Source organism: Stenotrophomonas sp. NPDC078853, assembly GCF_044901215.1.
Classification (GTDB): Bacteria; Pseudomonadota; Gammaproteobacteria; order Xanthomonadales; family Xanthomonadaceae; genus Stenotrophomonas; species Stenotrophomonas lacuserhaii.
In genome coordinates, this window is record NZ_JBJDOQ010000002.1 from 66,346 (window position 1) to 83,059 (window position 16,714).

Annotated in this window: 17 protein-coding genes; 15 read left to right on the forward strand and 2 right to left on the reverse strand. The window is 68.0% G+C overall.

Features of this window, described 5'->3' with window-relative positions:
* The first annotated feature begins 70 nt into the window (after positions 1-70).
* A complete protein-coding gene (xth, locus tag ACI2JH_RS02520; RefSeq protein WP_182656361.1) occupies positions 71-838 on the forward strand; it encodes an exodeoxyribonuclease III in 768 nt (255 codons plus the stop codon).
* Between the two features lie 74 nt (positions 839-912).
* Here the strand turns inward: xth and ACI2JH_RS02525 are convergent, their stop codons facing one another.
* Positions 913-1,164, reverse strand: a complete 252-nt coding sequence (locus ACI2JH_RS02525) for a GlsB/YeaQ/YmgE family stress response membrane protein (protein ID WP_101099446.1) — start codon at positions 1,162-1,164, stop codon at positions 913-915.
* A gap of 84 nt (positions 1,165-1,248) precedes the next feature.
* Here ACI2JH_RS02525 and ACI2JH_RS02530 point away from each other — a divergent pair, with 84 nt between their 5' ends.
* The 13 genes from ACI2JH_RS02530 to ACI2JH_RS02590 all read left to right on the forward strand — a co-directional run bounded on the left by ACI2JH_RS02530 (position 1,249) and on the right by ACI2JH_RS02590 (position 15,040).
* On the forward strand, positions 1,249-1,848 hold the full coding sequence (locus ACI2JH_RS02530; RefSeq protein WP_404735344.1) for a 4'-phosphopantetheinyl transferase family protein: 600 nt from the start codon (positions 1,249-1,251) through the stop codon (positions 1,846-1,848).
* A gap of 126 nt (positions 1,849-1,974) precedes the next feature.
* Positions 1,975-2,613 carry a 16S rRNA (guanine(527)-N(7))-methyltransferase RsmG gene (rsmG, locus tag ACI2JH_RS02535; protein WP_349999438.1) on the forward strand — a complete coding sequence of 213 codons (639 nt, stop codon included), beginning with the start codon at positions 1,975-1,977 and terminating at the stop codon, positions 2,611-2,613.
* A gap of 111 nt (positions 2,614-2,724) precedes the next feature.
* Entirely contained in the window at positions 2,725-3,522 is a 798-nt protein-coding gene (locus ACI2JH_RS02540) for a ParA family protein (protein WP_101099443.1), read from the forward strand.
* Positions 3,519-4,445 (forward strand): ParB/RepB/Spo0J family partition protein, encoded by a 927-nt coding sequence (locus ACI2JH_RS02545; RefSeq protein WP_372487481.1) that lies wholly within the window; start codon positions 3,519-3,521, stop codon positions 4,443-4,445. Before ACI2JH_RS02540 ends, ACI2JH_RS02545 begins: the two co-directional genes overlap by 4 nt.
* 8 nt (positions 4,446-4,453) lie before the next feature.
* Entirely contained in the window at positions 4,454-5,419 is a 966-nt protein-coding gene (locus ACI2JH_RS02550; protein ID WP_404735345.1) for an NAD-dependent epimerase/dehydratase family protein, read from the forward strand.
* Between the two features lie 91 nt (positions 5,420-5,510).
* Positions 5,511-6,233, forward strand: coding sequence for a glycosyltransferase family 2 protein (locus ACI2JH_RS02555; RefSeq protein ID WP_101099440.1), 723 nt, complete (start codon positions 5,511-5,513; stop codon positions 6,231-6,233).
* Positions 6,233-6,574 (forward strand): lipid-A-disaccharide synthase N-terminal domain-containing protein, encoded by a 342-nt coding sequence (locus ACI2JH_RS02560; protein WP_101099439.1) that lies wholly within the window; start codon positions 6,233-6,235, stop codon positions 6,572-6,574. The genes ACI2JH_RS02555 and ACI2JH_RS02560 overlap by 1 nt, the downstream gene beginning before the upstream one ends.
* Positions 6,575-6,658: 84 nt before the next feature.
* Positions 6,659-8,434, forward strand: coding sequence for a DUF885 family protein (locus tag ACI2JH_RS02565; protein ID WP_182656357.1), 1,776 nt, complete (start codon positions 6,659-6,661; stop codon positions 8,432-8,434).
* A 63-nt stretch (positions 8,435-8,497) separates the two neighbouring features.
* Positions 8,498-9,112, forward strand: a complete 615-nt coding sequence (locus ACI2JH_RS02570; protein ID WP_404735346.1) for a hypothetical protein — start codon at positions 8,498-8,500, stop codon at positions 9,110-9,112.
* A 55-nt stretch (positions 9,113-9,167) separates the two neighbouring features.
* Complete coding sequence (locus ACI2JH_RS02575; RefSeq protein WP_404735347.1) at positions 9,168-9,548, forward strand: hypothetical protein; 381 nt, start codon at positions 9,168-9,170, stop codon at positions 9,546-9,548.
* Between the two features lie 59 nt (positions 9,549-9,607).
* Positions 9,608-10,879 carry a TolC family protein gene (locus ACI2JH_RS02580; RefSeq protein WP_404735348.1) on the forward strand — a complete coding sequence of 424 codons (1,272 nt, stop codon included), beginning with the start codon at positions 9,608-9,610 and terminating at the stop codon, positions 10,877-10,879.
* Complete coding sequence (locus ACI2JH_RS02585; protein WP_404735349.1) at positions 10,876-11,844, forward strand: efflux RND transporter periplasmic adaptor subunit; 969 nt, start codon at positions 10,876-10,878, stop codon at positions 11,842-11,844. The genes ACI2JH_RS02580 and ACI2JH_RS02585 overlap by 4 nt, the downstream gene beginning before the upstream one ends.
* Positions 11,834-15,040 (forward strand): efflux RND transporter permease subunit, encoded by a 3,207-nt coding sequence (locus tag ACI2JH_RS02590; RefSeq protein ID WP_404735350.1) that lies wholly within the window; start codon positions 11,834-11,836, stop codon positions 15,038-15,040. Before ACI2JH_RS02585 ends, ACI2JH_RS02590 begins: the two co-directional genes overlap by 11 nt.
* Before the next feature lie 209 nt (positions 15,041-15,249).
* Here ACI2JH_RS02590 and ACI2JH_RS02595 read toward each other — a convergent pair whose 3' ends face one another.
* Entirely contained in the window at positions 15,250-15,639 is a 390-nt protein-coding gene (locus ACI2JH_RS02595; protein WP_101099432.1) for a RidA family protein, read from the reverse strand.
* 128 nt (positions 15,640-15,767) lie between these two features.
* Between ACI2JH_RS02595 and ACI2JH_RS02600 the strand changes: the two genes are divergently transcribed.
* Positions 15,768-16,664, forward strand: coding sequence for a LysR substrate-binding domain-containing protein (locus ACI2JH_RS02600; protein WP_349999443.1), 897 nt, complete (start codon positions 15,768-15,770; stop codon positions 16,662-16,664).
* Positions 16,665-16,714: the final 50 nt, after the last annotated feature.

Consider the following 16,714-nt stretch of genomic DNA (forward strand, 5'->3'; position numbering starts at 1 on the left):
ACCAACGGTCGTCACCCACCACGGCACGGCGCTACCGGGCCCCGGGCCTGGGCGGGCTACAATCCCCGCCATGAAAATCGCCTCGTGGAACGTCAATTCCCTCAACGTCCGCCTGCCGCACCTGGAGCAGTGGCTCAAGGACTTCGGCCCGGACATCGTCGGCATCCAGGAAACCAAGCTGGAAGACCACAAGTTCCCGGATTCGGCGCTGATCGCCGCCGGTTACCGCAGCGTGTTCGCTGGCCAGAAGACGTACAACGGCGTGGCACTGCTGTCGCGCGAGCCGGCGCAGGACGTGCAGATCGGCATCCCCGGCTTCGAGGACGAGCAGAAGCGCGTCATCGCCGGCACCTTCGGCGAGCTGCGGGTGATCAACCTGTACGTGGTCAACGGCCAGGACGTGGGCACCGACAAATACGCCTACAAACTGCGCTGGCTGGAAGCAGTGCATGCCTGGATCGCCGATGAGCTGCAGCGCTACCCGAAGCTGATCGTGATGGGGGATTTCAACATCGCCCCCGACGAGCGTGACGTCAACGACCCGCTGGTCTGGAACGAAAACCACATCCTGACTTCCACCGCCGAACGCGGCGCGCTGAACAAGCTGCTGCAGCTGGGACTGCACGATGCGTTCCGCCTGCACAGTGACGAGGCCGGAGTGTTCAGCTGGTGGGATTACCGCGCCGCCGGTTTCCGCCGCAACCTGGGCCTGCGCATCGACCTGACCCTCGTATCGGATGCGCTGAAGGCGTCGGCGGTGGCATCGGGCATCGATCGCGAGCCGCGGACCTGGGAGCGCCCGAGCGATCACGCACCGGCCTGGGTGCAGCTGGCCTGAAACAACGAGGCCCGGCACTTTGCCGGGCCCCGTGCTGATGCATCAGCCGGCCAGCGGCCGGCACCACGGCGGCGTCAGCGTATGCTCTTGCGGGTGAACAGGTTGACGATCGCCAACAGGATCACCGCGCCGATCAGCGAGAACAGGAAGGTGCGCAGCGTGATCGCGTCGTTGATCCCACCACCGAACAGAAAGCCGGCAATGAGCGCGCCGACGATGCCGACCACCACGTTGAGGATGATGCCCTGCTGGCCATCGCGCCTCATGATGATGCTGGCCAGCCAGCCCACGATGCCGCCTACGATCAACCAGATGATGATGCCCATCGCCACACCTCCACGTCCCAAGGGCCTTCAGTTGACGCGCCCGGCCGTGAACCGCTTGTGCAGCCGTGCTGACAGGCACGCGACGTGAGCCAGCCGCCGCCCTTTGGTGGCCCGTGGCAGTTCGGGCCGGTGACGGTCTGGCGCCGCCCCCACGTGCCGGGACACCGCGGCGAACCGCAGGCGCGCCAGGTGCTGGCCGAGGCGTTGGGAGGCGATCCGCTGGCGCTGCCCCTGGTCCGTGACCGGCGTGGCCGCCCGGAGCTGTCTGCTGCGTTGTCCGGCTACGGCACCGGCTGGAGCCACAGCGGCGAGCTGCTGCTGGTGGCGCTGGGCGAAGGCGTACGGCTGGGGGTGGACCTGGAACTGCTGCGTCCACGGCCGCGCCTGCTGGAAATCGTTCGCCGCTTTTTCCACCCGGCGGAAATCGAATGGCTGGAAAGCCTGTCCGAGGCTGATCGCGAACACTGGTTCTTCCGTGTCTGGTGTGCCAAGGAGGCCATGCTGAAGGCGGACGGGCAAGGCATCTCCTTCGGCCTGCACCGCCTGCAGTTCGCCCCCGCCCGCGACGGCAGCCTGCAGCTGCACTGGTGCGATGCGGCGCTCGGCCCGGCCGCGCGCTGGCACCTGCATGAGTGGCAGGCGCGCGCCGATTTCCGCGCCGCGCTGGCCTGGCACGCCGTCTGAAGGTAGCGCCGAGCCATGCTCGGCGAGCGCGAAGCGCGGCGTCGGACAGTGTCCGCCGAGCATGGCTCGGCGCTACCAAGGCCGGCCCGATCAACTCAACGGCAATAAACCGGCGATAATCACGGCATGAGCGAACACAATCTTCCGCCTGCCGTCGCCGACACGCTGCAGCGTGGCCTGGCCGACATGGGCCTGGCTGCCGAGCTGGCACCGCCGCTGCTGCGTTACCTGGCCCTGCTGCATCGCTGGAACCAGACCTACAACCTCACCGCCGTGCGCGATCCGCAGGAGATGGTCACCCGCCACCTGCTGGATTCGCTGGCGATGCAGCCGCACGTCACCGAAGGCACCCTGGCCGACCTCGGCACCGGTCCGGGGCTGCCCGGCATTCCGCTGGCCATCGCCTGCCCGGGCCTGCAGGTCACTCTGGTGGAAAGCAACGGCAAGAAGGCGCGCTTCATGCGCGAAGCCGTGCGCCAACTGCAGCTGGGCAATGCGCGGGTCGCCGAGTCGCGTGCCGAAGCGCTGGACGAGCCCGGCCAGTACGACCAGATCACCGCGCGTGCGATGGATACGCTGGAAGGTATCGTGCGCGTGGGTGGCCACCTGCTGCGCCCGGGCGGGGTGCTGCTGGCGATGAAAGGCATCCACCCGCACGATGAAATCGCCGCACTGCCGATGGGCTGGAGCGTGCGCGAGGTAGTGCCGCTGCAGGTTCCGGGCCTGTCCGGAGAGCGCCACCTGGTGACCATTACCGGTCCTTGAGCGGCTGCGCCGGTCCTTGTCCGCCAAGGTCCTGGCGCATCCCGATTTCCGCCCGGGGCCGGTTGTACGCATAATGACCAGCCCCAGCAACCGTCGACGAGGCTCACCCGCATGGCCCGCATCATCGCCATCGCCAACCAGAAGGGTGGCGTCGGCAAGACCACGACCGCCGTCAACCTGTCCGCCGCCCTGGCCCACGCCCCCAAGCGCGTCCTGCTGGTGGACCTGGATTCGCAGGGCAACGCGACGATGGGCAGCGGCGTGGAAAAGCGCGAGCTGGCCTCGTCCACCTATGACCTGCTGCTGGGCGAAAGCACCGCGGCGGAAGTGCGGGTGAAGTCGGCCGAAGGCTATGACCTGCTGCCCGGCAACATCGACCTGACCGCCGCCGAGATCCAGCTGATGGGCCAGGGCGAGCGCGAACAGCGCCTGAAGCGCGCGCTGGCCCCGATCCGCGATGAGTATGATTACATCCTGATCGACTGTCCGCCGGCGCTTTCGCTGCTGACCTTGAATGCCCTGGCCGCCGCCGATTCGGTGCTGGTGCCGATGCAGTGCGAGTACTACGCCCTGGAGGGCCTGAGCGCGCTGGTGGAAACCATCGAAGCGCTGCGCGGCAACCTCAATCCGGCCCTGGAAATCGAAGGCGTGCTGCGCACCATGTTCGATGTGCGCAACAACCTGGCCAACGCGGTGTCCGGCGAGCTCACCGAACACTTCGGCGACCTGGTGTTCCGCACCATCGTGCCGCGCAACGTGCGCCTGGCCGAAGCGCCCAGCCATGGCCAGAGCATCGTCGGCTACGACCGTGGCTCGCGCGGTGGCGTGGCCTACCTCGGCCTGGCCGGGGAGATCATCCGTCGCAACAACGATCGCAACAAGGCCGCCAAGGCCGTGGAGACTGCCTGATGACCACCAAGCCCGCCGCAGGCAAGAAGCGTGGCCTCGGCCGCGGCCTGGATGCCCTGCTGGGACCGAAGGCTTCGGTGAGCCAGGTGCAGGCCACGGCGGTGATCGAACCGCTGCCTGGTGAAGTGCTGCGCAGGCTGCCGATTGGCCAGCTGCAGCCGGGCAAGTACCAGCCGCGGCGCGAGATGGACCAGGCCAAGCTCGCCGAACTGGCTGATTCCATCCGTTCGCAGGGCGTGATCCAGCCGATCCTGGCGCGCCAGCTGCCGGGCGGCAACTACGAAATCGTCGCCGGCGAACGCCGCTGGCGTGCCTCGCAGCTGGCCGGGCTGGACGAAGTGCCGGTGGTGGTGCGCGAGCTGGAAGACCGCACCGTCATCGCGATGGCGCTGATCGAGAACATCCAGCGCGAAGACCTCAACCCGCTGGAAGAAGCCGAAGCCCTGCATCGGCTGATCAGCGAGTTCACCCTGACCCACGCCGAAGCGGCCGAGGCCGTCGGCCGTTCGCGTGCGTCGGTGTCCAACCTGCTGCGCCTGCTGGAACTGCCGATCGCGATCCGCGTGCTGCTGGAATCACGCCGGCTGGAAATGGGACACGCCCGCGCGTTGCTGACGCTGGCCCCGGAACTGGCCGGCAAGCTGGCCCAGGAAGCAGCCGATGAAGGCTGGTCGGTACGTGAAGTGGAGCGCCGCGCGCAGGCGTTCGCCGCCGGCAAAGTGCCGGGCAACCGCCCGCAGCCGGCGCCGCGCAGCGCGCCACAGGCGGATATCGCCTCGCTGGAAACCGAGCTGAGCGAATCGCTCGGTGCCAAGGTGGCGATCAACCACGGCCGCGGCGGCAAGGGCAAGCTGGTCATCCACTACACCGATCTGGACACGCTGGATGGCGTGCTTGAACGGTTGCGGGCCCAGCGCGGCTGAGCGACAGCATGACGATCCTGCTTACCGGCGCTGCGGGATTCATCGGGGCCTACACCGCGCAGGCCCTGCTGCAGGCCGGCCAAGCGGTGGTCGGGCTGGACAATTTCAATGAGTACTACGATCCCCAGCTGAAGCGCGACCGCGTAGCGGCGCTGTGTCCGCAGCTGGACCTGCGCACGCTGGAGCTGGCCGACCGCAACGGCCTGGCCGCGTTGTTCGAAGAGGTCAGGCCGCAGGCGGTGATCCACCTGGCCGCGCAGGCCGGTGTGCGTTATTCGCTGGAAAATCCGCAGGCCTACGTCGACAGCAACCTCAGTGGCTTCGTCAACATCCTGGAGGCCTGCCGCCACCACCGCGTGGAGCATCTGGTGTATGCCAGCAGCAGTTCGGTGTATGGCGATTCGGCCACGCCGCCGTTCTCCGAAGACCAGCGCGTGGACCAGCCGCGCTCGCTGTACGCGGCCACCAAGGTCGCCAACGAATTGATGGCCTACAGCTATGCGCACCTGTACGGCCTGCGCGCCACCGGACTGCGCTTCTTCACCGTATACGGCCCCTGGGGGCGGCCGGACATGGCGCCGCTGCTGTTCGCCCGCGCGGTGCTGGCCGGGCGGCCGATCGAGGTGTTCAACGAAGGCCGGATGCAGCGCGATTTCACACATGTTTCCGACATCGTGGCGGGCATCCTTGGCGCGCTCGCGCATTCCAGCACCGAGCCGGTGCCGCACCGCGTGTTCAACCTGGGCAACCACACCCCGGTGGAACTGGAGCGGTTCATCAAGGTGATCGAGCAAGCCGCCGCGCGCCCTGCACGCAAGGTCTACAAGCCGATGCAGGCCGGCGACATGGTGCGCACGATGGCCGATACCCGACGTGCCCATGAGGCGTTCGGCTATTCGCCGTCCCTGCCGATCGAACAGGGGCTGCCGCCTGTGGTGGCGTGGTGCCGGGATTATTTCGGCGAACGCGGCTGAAGGCGGCCATGCTGGGCAGCCGGGTTCATCTTCGGATAACCTCGGAAGCGGAGAATGCGCGCTGTTTTACTTCCCCTTGGCCGAGTTCCCGATGAGTCATCCCGAGCTTTCCGTCGTCGTCCCGGTATTCAACGAACGCGACAACGTCGCCCCGCTGGTGGCTGAAATCACCGCAGCGCTGCGCGGCCGCGTGGCGTTCGAGATCGTCTACGTGGATGACCATTCGCAGGACGACACGCTGGCGGTGCTGCAGGCCCTGAAGGCCACCACGCCGGAGCTGCGCGTGCTGCACCACCTCACCCAGAGCGGGCAGAGCACGGCGGTGCGGACCGGCGTCAAGCAGGCCCGCGGCGCGTGGATCGCCACGCTGGACGGCGACGGCCAGAATGATCCTGCCGATATTCCGAAGCTGCTCGACGCCCGCGCAACGGCCGATGCCCAGGTCAAGCTGTTCGCAGGCTGGCGGGTCAACCGCAAGGACAGCGGCAGCAAACGCTGGGCGAGCCGCTGGGCCAACGCGATCCGCGCGCGCGCGCTGCACGACGCCACGCCCGATACCGGCTGCGGCATCAAGCTGTTCGAGCGCGAGGCCTTCCTGGACCTGCCTTACTTCGACCACATGCACCGCTATCTGCCCGCGCTGATGCAGCGTGCCGGCTGGACCACGCAGTGCGTGCCGGTCAACCACCGTGCGCGTACCGCCGGGGTGTCCAAGTACAACAACCTGCAGCGGGCGCTGGTCGGCCTGCGCGACCTGCGCGGGGTGGCGTGGCTGATCACGCGCAGCCGCCGTACGGCCGTGGAAGAACGCTGATGGACCTTCCCCTGCTGGACCAGCCGCTGACCTGGTTGTACTGGACCGGCCTGCACGTTACCGGCTGGAAGCTGATCGGCTACACCGGCGCGCTGATGTTCGGCGGCCGCTGGCTGGTGCAGTTCGTCGCTTCGCGGCGCGCCGGCAAGCCGGTGATCCCGCGGTTGTTCTGGTACATGAGCGTGGTCGGCAGCCTGATGACGCTGAGTTACTTCCTTTTCTCCGCCAAACAGGACTCGGTCGGCGTGCTGCAGAACCTGTTCCCTGCATTCACCGCACTGTACAGCCTGAAGCTGGACATCGCCCACCGCGGCTGGAAGCGCGACAAGGCCGCTCATTAGGCAGCGGGCAGGACGTTCGACCCATGTCGGCGACGACCATCGGTGCCATCATCGAAGGACTGCCTCCCCGGGAATCTGCCGCTCGTGAAAACCCGCCTCGCCGTTGCCCTGCTGCTCGCCCTGTCCGCTCCCTTGCTCGCCCACGCGGCCCCGCCGGCGGCCACCGCCGCGCCGTCCAGCATTGCCAATGAAAGCGCCGCCGATGCAGCGTTCCGCGCGATCTATGAGAAGGAATGGGCGTGGCGCCAGGCCGGTGGAGGTGAAGCCAGCGAAGACGGCGACGCTCCGGAAAGCGCCGCGCGCATGCCCGATGTAGGCCCGGCTGCACAGCAGGCGCGGCTTGCGGTCTGGGACGGTGTGCTCAAGCAGCTGGACGGGCTGGATGCCAAGGCCCTGTCTGGCGTGAACCAGGTCAACCTGGCGATCTACCGCGACCAGGTGTTCAACCTGGCCGAGGAAGTGCGCCTGCGCACCTACGAGATGCCGTTCAATTCGGATTCCTCGTTCTGGTCGAACCTGTCCTTCATGGCCCGCCGCGAAATGAAGACCGCGCAGGACCATCGCAACTACATCGCGCGCCTCAACGACGTGCCGCGTTATTTCACCCAGCAGACCGACAACATGCGTGCCGGCCTGGCGCGTGGTTTCAGCGTGCCGCGCGCCGTGCTGGACGGCCGCGAAGTGGCGATCTCCAACGTCGCCGACCTCACCGATCCGACCCGGTCGCCGCTGTACGCACCGTTCAAGAAGCTGCCTTCCAGCATTCCCGCCGCCGAGCAGGCCCAGCTGCAGGCGCAGGCGCGCGAGGCGATCGCCGGCAAGGTCATCCCGGCGTTCCAGCAGCTGCGCCGCTTCTTCCTGCAGGAGTACGTGCCGAAGGCGCGCACCACCCTGGCCGCCGAGGCGATGCCGGACGGCAAGGCGTTCTACAAGCAGCAGATCCACGAGTACACCACGCTGGACCTGGGCCCGGATGAGATCCACACGATCGGCCTGGCCGAAGTGGCGCGCATCCAGGCTGAGATGAACGCCATCATCAAGCAGGTCGGCTTCAAGGGCAGCTTCGGTGAGTTCCTGACCTTCCTGCGCACCGATCCGCAGTTCTACGCCAAGACGCCCGATGAACTGCTGCATCGCGCGGCGTGGATCTCAAAGCGGGTGGACGGGGTGATCGGCAGGTACATGACGCTGCCGCGCGCGCGCTTCACCATCGTGCCGGTGCCGCCGGACATCGCCCCGTTCTGGACCGCCGGCCGCGGTGGCATGGGCACCTACTGGCTCAATACCTACAACCTGCCGGCGCGCCCGCTGTACAACCTGCCCGCGCTGACCCTGCATGAGTCCGATCCGGGCCACGCGCTGCAGGGCGCGCTGGCGGCCGAGCAGGGCGAACTGCCGGAGTTCCGTCGCAACAGCTACATCTCCGCCTACGGCGAAGGCTGGGGCCTGTACTGCGAAAAGCTTGGCGTGGAAATGGGCATCTACGAGACCCCGTACGAAGACTTCGGCCGGCTGACCTACGAAATGTGGCGTGCGGCGCGGCTGGTGATCGATACCGGCGTGCACAGCAAGGGCTGGAGCCGCGAGCAGGCGCTGGCCTACCTGCGCGACCACACTGCGTTGAGCGAACACGAAGTCACCACCGAAGTGGATCGCTACATTTCCTGGCCGGGCCAGGCGCTGAGCTACAAGCTCGGCGAGATCGCCATCGTGCGGCTGCGCGCGCAGGCGGAGAAGGAACTGGGCGATTCGTTCGACATCAAGGCATTCCACGATGCAGTGCTGCAGCAGGGCTCGGTGCCGCTGCCGGTGCTGGAACAGCAGATCCAGGCCTTCATCGCAGAACGCAGGAAAGGCTGATTCCTGGTAGCGGGAATCGCGCGCTGCGGCAGGCTTGTTGGATCCAACAGACAGGCCTGCCGCATGCCCCGACCCCTACAGTCCCATCCGGCCGCGCCAGGTATTTTCAGCATCCGCAGCGTCGCTGCCCCGGCAAGCGGCCCGGCGGCTTCGCTGGTGCCACGCGCCGTGGGCAATGCTCCGGTCATCACCGCCATCTGGATGGCCGGGATGCCATGCTACGGCGGACAGGCGCCGCAGGGCATCACTGAAGTGCTGACAGCACAGGAGCGCGGCGTCATCGCCAGCGATCATGCGCGGTACGGGAATGCGCTGAACGACCCGGAGCGCATCGTCAACATCGATCCCGAGCAGGCCAAGGCGCACGTCAGCTATCGCGCCCTGTGCACGCAGTTCCAGCGCCCGGGCAGCTTCTGTGTACGCCATGCAGAAGGCGGGGATTTGATCCTGGTGCATCGTTCGCGATCAGCACTGAGCCCAGCACAGCTGGTGCGCACGCCGCTGCAACTCTCGGCGACAGGCTGGCAGTTGCAGGTCGCCGACAACGCCAGTCCAGCGTGGTCGGCAGTGCGAGGCAGGCATTTCCAGACCTTGCAGGCGCTCAAGGCGGCGCTGCCGCCCGGCATGCGCGAAGTGCACGCAATATCCGTTGGCGACCCGGACATCAGCCACCTGTAGCGCCTGCCCGCGGCGCTGCGATTGTGTAACGCCGCGTGCGGCCGCTACCCTGACGATGATGATCCGCACCGTCCGCCGACGCCCGCTGTTCCTGATCCGCCTGCTGATGTTGGTGGTGGTGGCGCTTGGCACGGCCGGTGGCGCCTTGGCGTCGGCGCTGGGTGACCTGCATGAGTTGTCCCATGCCGATCACCCCGCGGTGCCGCATGGCGATGCAGAAACAGACACCGGCCACGACGATGACGATACCGGCGCGCGCCTGCTGCATGCACTCGTGCATTGCGGCCATTGTCATGGCCAGGGCGGCGTGCTGCCCTTTGCCTACGCCGGCTGGGAACTGATCACTGCACCGGCTGGCGTGCGCCACGCTCGGCATGACGCGACGTGGCGTCCGGCGCCACAGGACAGCCCGTTGCGTCCCCCGATCCAGGCCTGATCCGCGGTCCGCATGCAGCGGACGACCCGATCCTGTCCTGAGATTGCTGGAGAAACCCCATGTGGAAACGCCTGGCCGCGCTTGCGGCCCTGGCGATGGCACCGTGCGCAGGCGCACAGGTGACATCGTCTGCTGTCCCGTTGACGCTCGATGCTGCCATCGAGCGTGTTTCGCGCACCCACCCCGACCTGCGACTGCTGCCTTTGCAGCAGCAGGCCGCCCGCGCCCGCTACGACGCCGCCGGGCTGGCACCGCCGCTGGTGTTCGGCGTGGACCTTGAAAACGCGCTTGGCAGTGGCGACAGCGGCGGCATCGACGCGCTGGAAACCACGGTATCGCTGGCCGGCGTCCTGGAGCGCGGCGGCAAGCTGGATGCCCGCCGTGCCGTGGCCCAGGCCAACATCGATGCGCTGGCGCCGCAGCGCGAGATCATCCGGCTGGACATGATGGCCGAGGCGGCCCGTCGCTACCTTGCGATCACCGTCGCCAGTGGCCGTGAGCGCATCGCGCTGGAAGACATCGAGCAGCGCCGGCGCGCGGTGGACGCGGCGCGCCGGCGGCTCAGCGCCGGTGCTTCGCCAGCCTCGACCCTGATCACCGCGCAGGCCGCACTGGCCCAGGCAGAGCTTGACCGTGACCGTGCACTGCAGGAGGGCAGGGCGGCACGGTTGTCGCTGGCCGCGCTGTGGAATGCACGCGACGTCGACTTCGACGTGGCCAGTGGTGATCCGCTGCAGTTGCCTGCCCTGCAGGAATTTGGCCAGCTGGCCGATCTGCTCGAGCGGACCCCGGAGCTGGCGCTGATCGCCGGCGAGCAGCGGGTGCGCCAGGCCCAGTTGCAGCTGGCCAGCAGCCAGCTGCGCGGCGATGTGTCCTGGCAGCTGGGGGTCCGCAACGACCGCGGCGGCCGGGACTCATCGCTGGTGGGAGGCTTCAGCGTGCCGCTGGGCAACGCCCGGCGTGCCGATCCAGAGATCCGCGCGGCGCGCAGCGAACTGGAAATGAGTGCAGTGGAGCGGCAGGCGCGCGCGCTGCAACTGCACGCCACCCTGGCCGAAGCGCATGGGCGTTACGCCAACGCCCGGCTGGAGGTCACCCGCATGGAGCGCGATGTGCTCCCGCAGCTGCGTCGCGCCGAAAAGGCCGCCGAAACCGCGTGGCGCGCCGGTGCCATCAGTTACCTGGAATGGGCCCAGCTGCAGGCGATGCGCATCCAGGCGCGGCAGCGCCAGCTGGATGCAGCGGTGTCCGCGCAGAGTGCCCTGATCGAGATCCAGCGGTTGACCGGACAGCCACTGGTCGCCAACGCAACCCAAGGAATCGCACCATGACCTCCACCACCGTGGCGCCGCGCCGCATGCTCGCGATCCTGTTGCTGTCCGCCCTGCTGGCGGGCTGTAGTGACAGGGCAGCCAAGGCCACCGATGAAGACCCACACGCGCACGCAGAAGGTGGATCGCACGATGATGAAGCGCCTGCCGACAGCACCCGTATCAGCGACATACAGGCCCGCGCCGCCGGCATCGTCAGCGCAGCGGCAGGCCCGGGCACCATCGCCGACGAGCACGAAGTGCAGGGTCTGCTGGCGCCGGTCGATGGGCGCAGCGCACAGGTCACCGCGCGTTTTCCCGGACCGGTGCGCGCGCTGCGCGCCAATGTCGGTGACCGGGTGCGCGCCGGCCAGCCGCTGGCCAGCATCGAGAGCAACCTCAGCCTGACCACCTACAGCATCGCCGCGCCGATCTCCGGCGTTGTCCTGTCGCGCCAGGTGCAACTGGGCGCAGTGGCAGCCGAAGGCCAGGTGCTGTTCGACATCGGCGACCTGTCACAGCTGTGGGTGGACCTGCATATCTTCGGTTCCGATACCCAGCACATCACCGCCGGCGTGCCGGTCACCATCACCCGCATGACCGATGGCGCCGCGCAGACCGTGACCCTGGAACGTGTGCTGCCGGGCACCGCCACGGCCAGCCAGAGCACCGTGGCCCGGGCCACCATCGACAATGCCGATGGCCTGTGGCGGCCGGGTGCCGCGGTGCGCGCGCGCATCGTGGTGGCCAGCACGCCGGCGCCGCTGGCGGTACCGCTGAGCGCACTGCAGACGCTGGATGGCAAGGACGTGGTCTTCGTCCGCGACGGTGAAACCTACCAGGCACGCGAGGTCCAGCTGGGTGCACGCGACGCACGCCAGGTGGCGGTCACCGGCGGCCTGCAGGCCGGCGAGCAGGTGGTGGTGGAGCAGAGCTATACGGTGAAGGCGGACATCGGCAAGGCGGGCGCAGCGCATGAGCACTGAACCGCAAAGCGGCCGCGCCAGGCCTGGCGTGCTGGAGCGTCTGATCGGCGGCGCCATCGCACAGCGCTGGCTGATGATGGCGCTGACCGTGGTGCTGGTGTTGGTGGGTGCGTGGAGCTTCGGACGGCTGCCCATCGATGCCACGCCGGACATCACCAACGTACAGGTGCAGATCAATACCGCAGCGCCCGGATATTCGCCGCTGGAGAGCGAGCAACGCATCACCTATGCGGTGGAAACCGCGATGGCCGGGTTGCCGGCACTGGAGCAGGTCCGTTCGCTGTCGCGCTATGGGTTGTCACAGGTGACGGTGGTGTTCGACGACGGCACGGACCTGTACTTCGCCCGCCAGCAGGTGGCCGAACGCCTGCAGCAAGTCCGCTCGCAGCTGCCCGACGGCCTTGATCCCCAGCTCGGGCCGATCGCCACCGGACTCGGCGAGATCTTCATGTACACCGTCGACGCCGCGCCCGGAGCGCGCAAGCCCGATGGCACGGCCTACACCGCCACCGACCTGCGCACGCTGCAGGACTGGGTGATCCGCCCGCAGCTGCGCAACGTGCCAGGAGTCACCGAGGTCAACACCATCGGCGGCTTCCAGCGCCAGGTCCACATCACCCCGGACCCGGCTCGGCTGCGCGCACTGGGATTCACGCTCGAGGACGTGGCGGCCGCGGTGGAAGCCAACAACCAGAACGTGGGTGCCGGCTATATCGAGCGCAACGGGCAGCAGTTCCTGGTGCGCATACCCGGCCAGGTGGCCAACCTGGAAGAGATCGGCAACATCGTGCTGGACCGCCGCGAAGGGGTGCCGATCCACGTGCACGATGTGGCCGAAGTGGTCGAAGGGGCGCAGCTGCGCAGCGGCGCGGCCACCCAGGATGGTCATGAAGTGGTGATGGGCACGGTGGTGATGCTGGTCGGCGCCAACAGCCGCGAGGTGGCCCAGGCTGCGGCAGCGAAACTGGCGCAGGCACAGCGCAGCCTGCCCGAAGGAGTCACCGCCACTGCCAGCTACGACCGCACCGCGCTGGTGGACCGCACCATCACCACCGTGGCCAGGAACCTGCTGGAGGGTGCGCTGCTGGTGGTCGTGGTCCTGTTCCTGCTGCTGGGCAACGTGCGTGCCGCGCTGATCACCGCGGCGGTGATCCCGTTGGCGATGCTGTTCACCCTGACCGGCATGGCACGCGGCGGCGTGTCGGCCAACCTGATGAGCCTGGGTGCGCTGGATTTCGGCCTGATCGTCGATGGCGCAGTGATCATCATCGAGAACTGCCTGCGCCGCTTCGGTGAGCGCCAGCATGCGCTGGGTCGCGACATGAGTGCCGCCGAACGCTTCGCCGAAACCGCCAGCGCGACCGCCGAAGTGATCCGTCCGAGCCTGTTCGGCCTGGGCATCATCACCGCGGTCTACCTGCCGATCTTCGCGTTGACCGGGGTGGAAGGAAAGATGTTCCACCCGATGGCGATCACCGTGGTGCTGGCGCTGACCGGCGCGATGCTGCTGTGCCTGACCTTCGTGCCGGCCGCCATCGCGCTGTTCCTGGGTGGACGGGTGCAGGAAAAGGAAAACCGGGTGATGGCCTGGCTGCGCCGGCGCTACCAGCCGCTGCTGGGCTTGGTGCTGCAGCGTGGGCGCTGGGCAGTGGCCGCCGCGCTGGTTCTGGTGGTGGGCTGCGGCGTGCTGGCCAGCCGCCTCGGCAGCGAGTTCGTTCCCAGCCTGGACGAGGGTGACGTGGCGATGCATGCCATGCGCATTCCCGGCACCAGCCTGGGCCAGTCGGTACGGATGCAGGTGCAGATCGAAACGCGTCTGCTGCAGGTGCCCGAGGTGGCCAAGGTGTTCTCCAAGATCGGCACGCCGGAAGTGGCGTCGGACCCGATGCCGCCCTCGGTGGCCGACACTTTCGTGATGATGAAGGACCGCCGCGACTGGCCCGATCCGCGCAAGCCCCGCAGCCTGCTGCTGGCCGAACTGGAAGCGGCGGTGGAGCAGCTGCCGGGCAACAACTACGAGTTCACCCAGCCGATCCAGATGCGCATGAACGAACTGATCTCCGGTGTGCGCGCGGATGTGGCGGTGGTGGTGTATGGCGATGACCTGGACATGCTGGCGCAGCTTGGCCGGCGCGTGGAGCAGGTGGTTTCCGGCGTGCCCGGCGCCGCCGACGTGCGCCTGGAGGAAACCAGCGGCCTGCCGCTGCTGACGGTGCGGCCCGATCGCCAGGCATTGGCGGGCTACGGGCTCAATCCGGGCCAGGTGCAGTCGACCGTGGCCACCGCCGTCGGCGGCACGGTGGCGGGGCAGCTGTTCGAAGGTGATCGCCGCTTCGACATCGTGGTGCGCCTGCCCGAAGCCCTGCGCCAGGACCCGGCGGCGTTGGCGGACCTGCCGGTGTCGCTGGAAACGGCGCTTGCCAACGGCGACGCCGACGAGCTGAGCCGTGGCGACAGCGCGGCCAGTGGAGGCCCGCGCACGGTGCCGCTGCGCGAACTGGCCCGCATTGAAACCAGCGAAGGGCCGAACCAGGTGAACCGTGAAAACGGCAAGCGGCGCATCGTGGTCACCGCCAACGTGCGTGATCGTGACCTCGGCGGGTTCGTTGCTGAGCTGCAGTCAGCGGTGGGCACGCAGGTCGTGGTCCCCAGCGGCTACTGGATCGACTACGGCGGCAGCTTCGAGCAGCTGATTTCCGCCAGCGAGCGGCTGGCGGTAGTGGTGCCGGTCACCCTGGTGCTGATCTTCGCGCTGCTGTTCTGGGCCTTCGGTTCCGGTCGCGATGCGCTGGTGGTATTCAGTGGTGTGCCGCTGGCGTTGACCGGTGGCGTGCTGGCGCTGGCGCTGCGTGGCATGCCGCTGTCGATCTCCGCCGGAGTGGGTTTCATCGCGCTGTCCGGCGTTGCGGTGCTCAACGGGCTGGTGATGATCAGCTTCATCCGCCAGCTGCGCGGGCAGGGACTGGCGTTGCCGGACGCGGTGCGCGACGGTGCGCTCGGCCGGCTGCGGCCGGTGCTGATGACCGCGCTGGTGGCCTCGCTGGGCTTCGTGCCGATGGCGTTCAATGTCGGTGCGGGTTCGGAAGTGCAGCGGCCGCTGGCAACGGTGGTGATCGGCGGCATCGTGTCGTCCACGCTGCTGACCCTGCTGCTGTTGCCGGTGCTGTACCGCTGGCTGCACCGCCGCGAACACTGAACAAAGGCCCTGGTGGCGATGACCTGCGCTGGTGGCTGACGAACCGCTCTGGCGGGTAACGAACCGCTCTGGTGGGTGACGAGCCGCCCTGGTGGGTGTCGAGCCGCCCTGGTGGGTGACGACCGTTGGTCGTCACCGCTTCTGCTTTCCCATGGCTGCTGGAAGAGCGTGACGACCAACGGTCGTCGGGTAGGGTCGCCACCCACCACTTACGCCGGCAACTTGGCGATCACCTTGATCTCGAACTGGAATCCATACAGCCAGGTCACGCCGATGCCGGTCAGGGTGGGGTGGGGCGCCTCACCCCAGTACTCCGGCACGATCGCCCAGGCCTTCTCGAAGTTCTTCTCCGGGTCGACGATGAACACCGTCACGTCGACCACATCGTCGAAGCTGCAGCCGGCCGCGGCCAGTACCGCGTTGAGGTTGTCGAAGGCGCGCCGGACCTGCGCCTCCAGCTCGGGCTCGGGTGAGCCGTCTTCGCGACTGCCGACCTGGCCGGATACGAACAGCAGGCCGTTGGCGCGCACCGCCGGGGAGTAGCGGTTGCGCTCATACAAGGCCTGCCGGCCAGCGGGAAACACGACGTCACGGGTCATGGGATTACTCCATCAGGGGGCGCGGCAGGTTGCCGCAGCACGAGCTGCATGCTGGACCGCCTGGCCTGCTGGATAAACCGACAGAAGCCGCCTAGATTGTTCGGCAGAACCGACAGATGAGGCCCGGCATGGACCGCTTCGACGCAATGCGCGCGTTCGCGCGGGTGGTGGAAACCGGCAGCTTCACCCGTGCGGCGCAGACCCTGCAGCTGGGCCGGACCGGGGTGACCGAACGGGTGCAGCAGCTGGAAGCGCACCTGCGCGTACGCCTGCTCAACCGCACCACCCGACAGGTCAACCTGACCGCGGAAGGGGAGCTGTACTACGCGCGCGTGGTGCGCCTGCTGGCCGAGCTGGACGATGCCGAAGCCAGCCTTTCCACCGCCACCGCCGCCCTGCGTGGCCGCCTGCGCATCGACGTGCCCAGCCCGTTCGCACGCCTGCTGCTGGTGCCGGCGCTGCCGGACTTCCATGCGCGCTACCCGGACATCGAGCTGCAGATCGGCGTCAGCGACCGCGAGGTCGACCTCATCGGGGACAGCGTGGACTGCGTGATCCGCGGCGGTGCGCCGGTCGAACAGTCGCTGGTGGCGCGCCATATCGGTGACCTCGGCTTCGGCATCCATGCATCGCCTGATTACCTGCAGCGCCATGGCAGGCCCACCCATCCCGGCGAACTGGAAGGGCCGCATCAGCTCACGGTCGGTTTCCTGCGACCGCGCACCGGCCGCACGCGCCGCTTCGTGATGCAGCGTGGTGCAGAGCAGATCGACCTGCAGGGACGCCACGTGATCGCCATCGACGATGGCGACGCCTATCTCGCCGCTGGCCTGGCCGGACTCGGCATTGTCTGCGTGCCGGACTACATGGCCGCCGCACCTGTTGCGCGCGGCGAACTGGTGCCGTTGTTCGACGACTGGCAGATCGAGCCGATGCCGATGTACCTGATGTTTTCCCCCGGCCGGCACGTGAACCAGCGCCTGCGGGTGTTCATCGACTGGGTGACCGCGCTGATGAAGGCATGACCCGACCTGGCCGCCTCTGGTGGCGGCCCCTCCCGGTGAGGCCGCCCGGT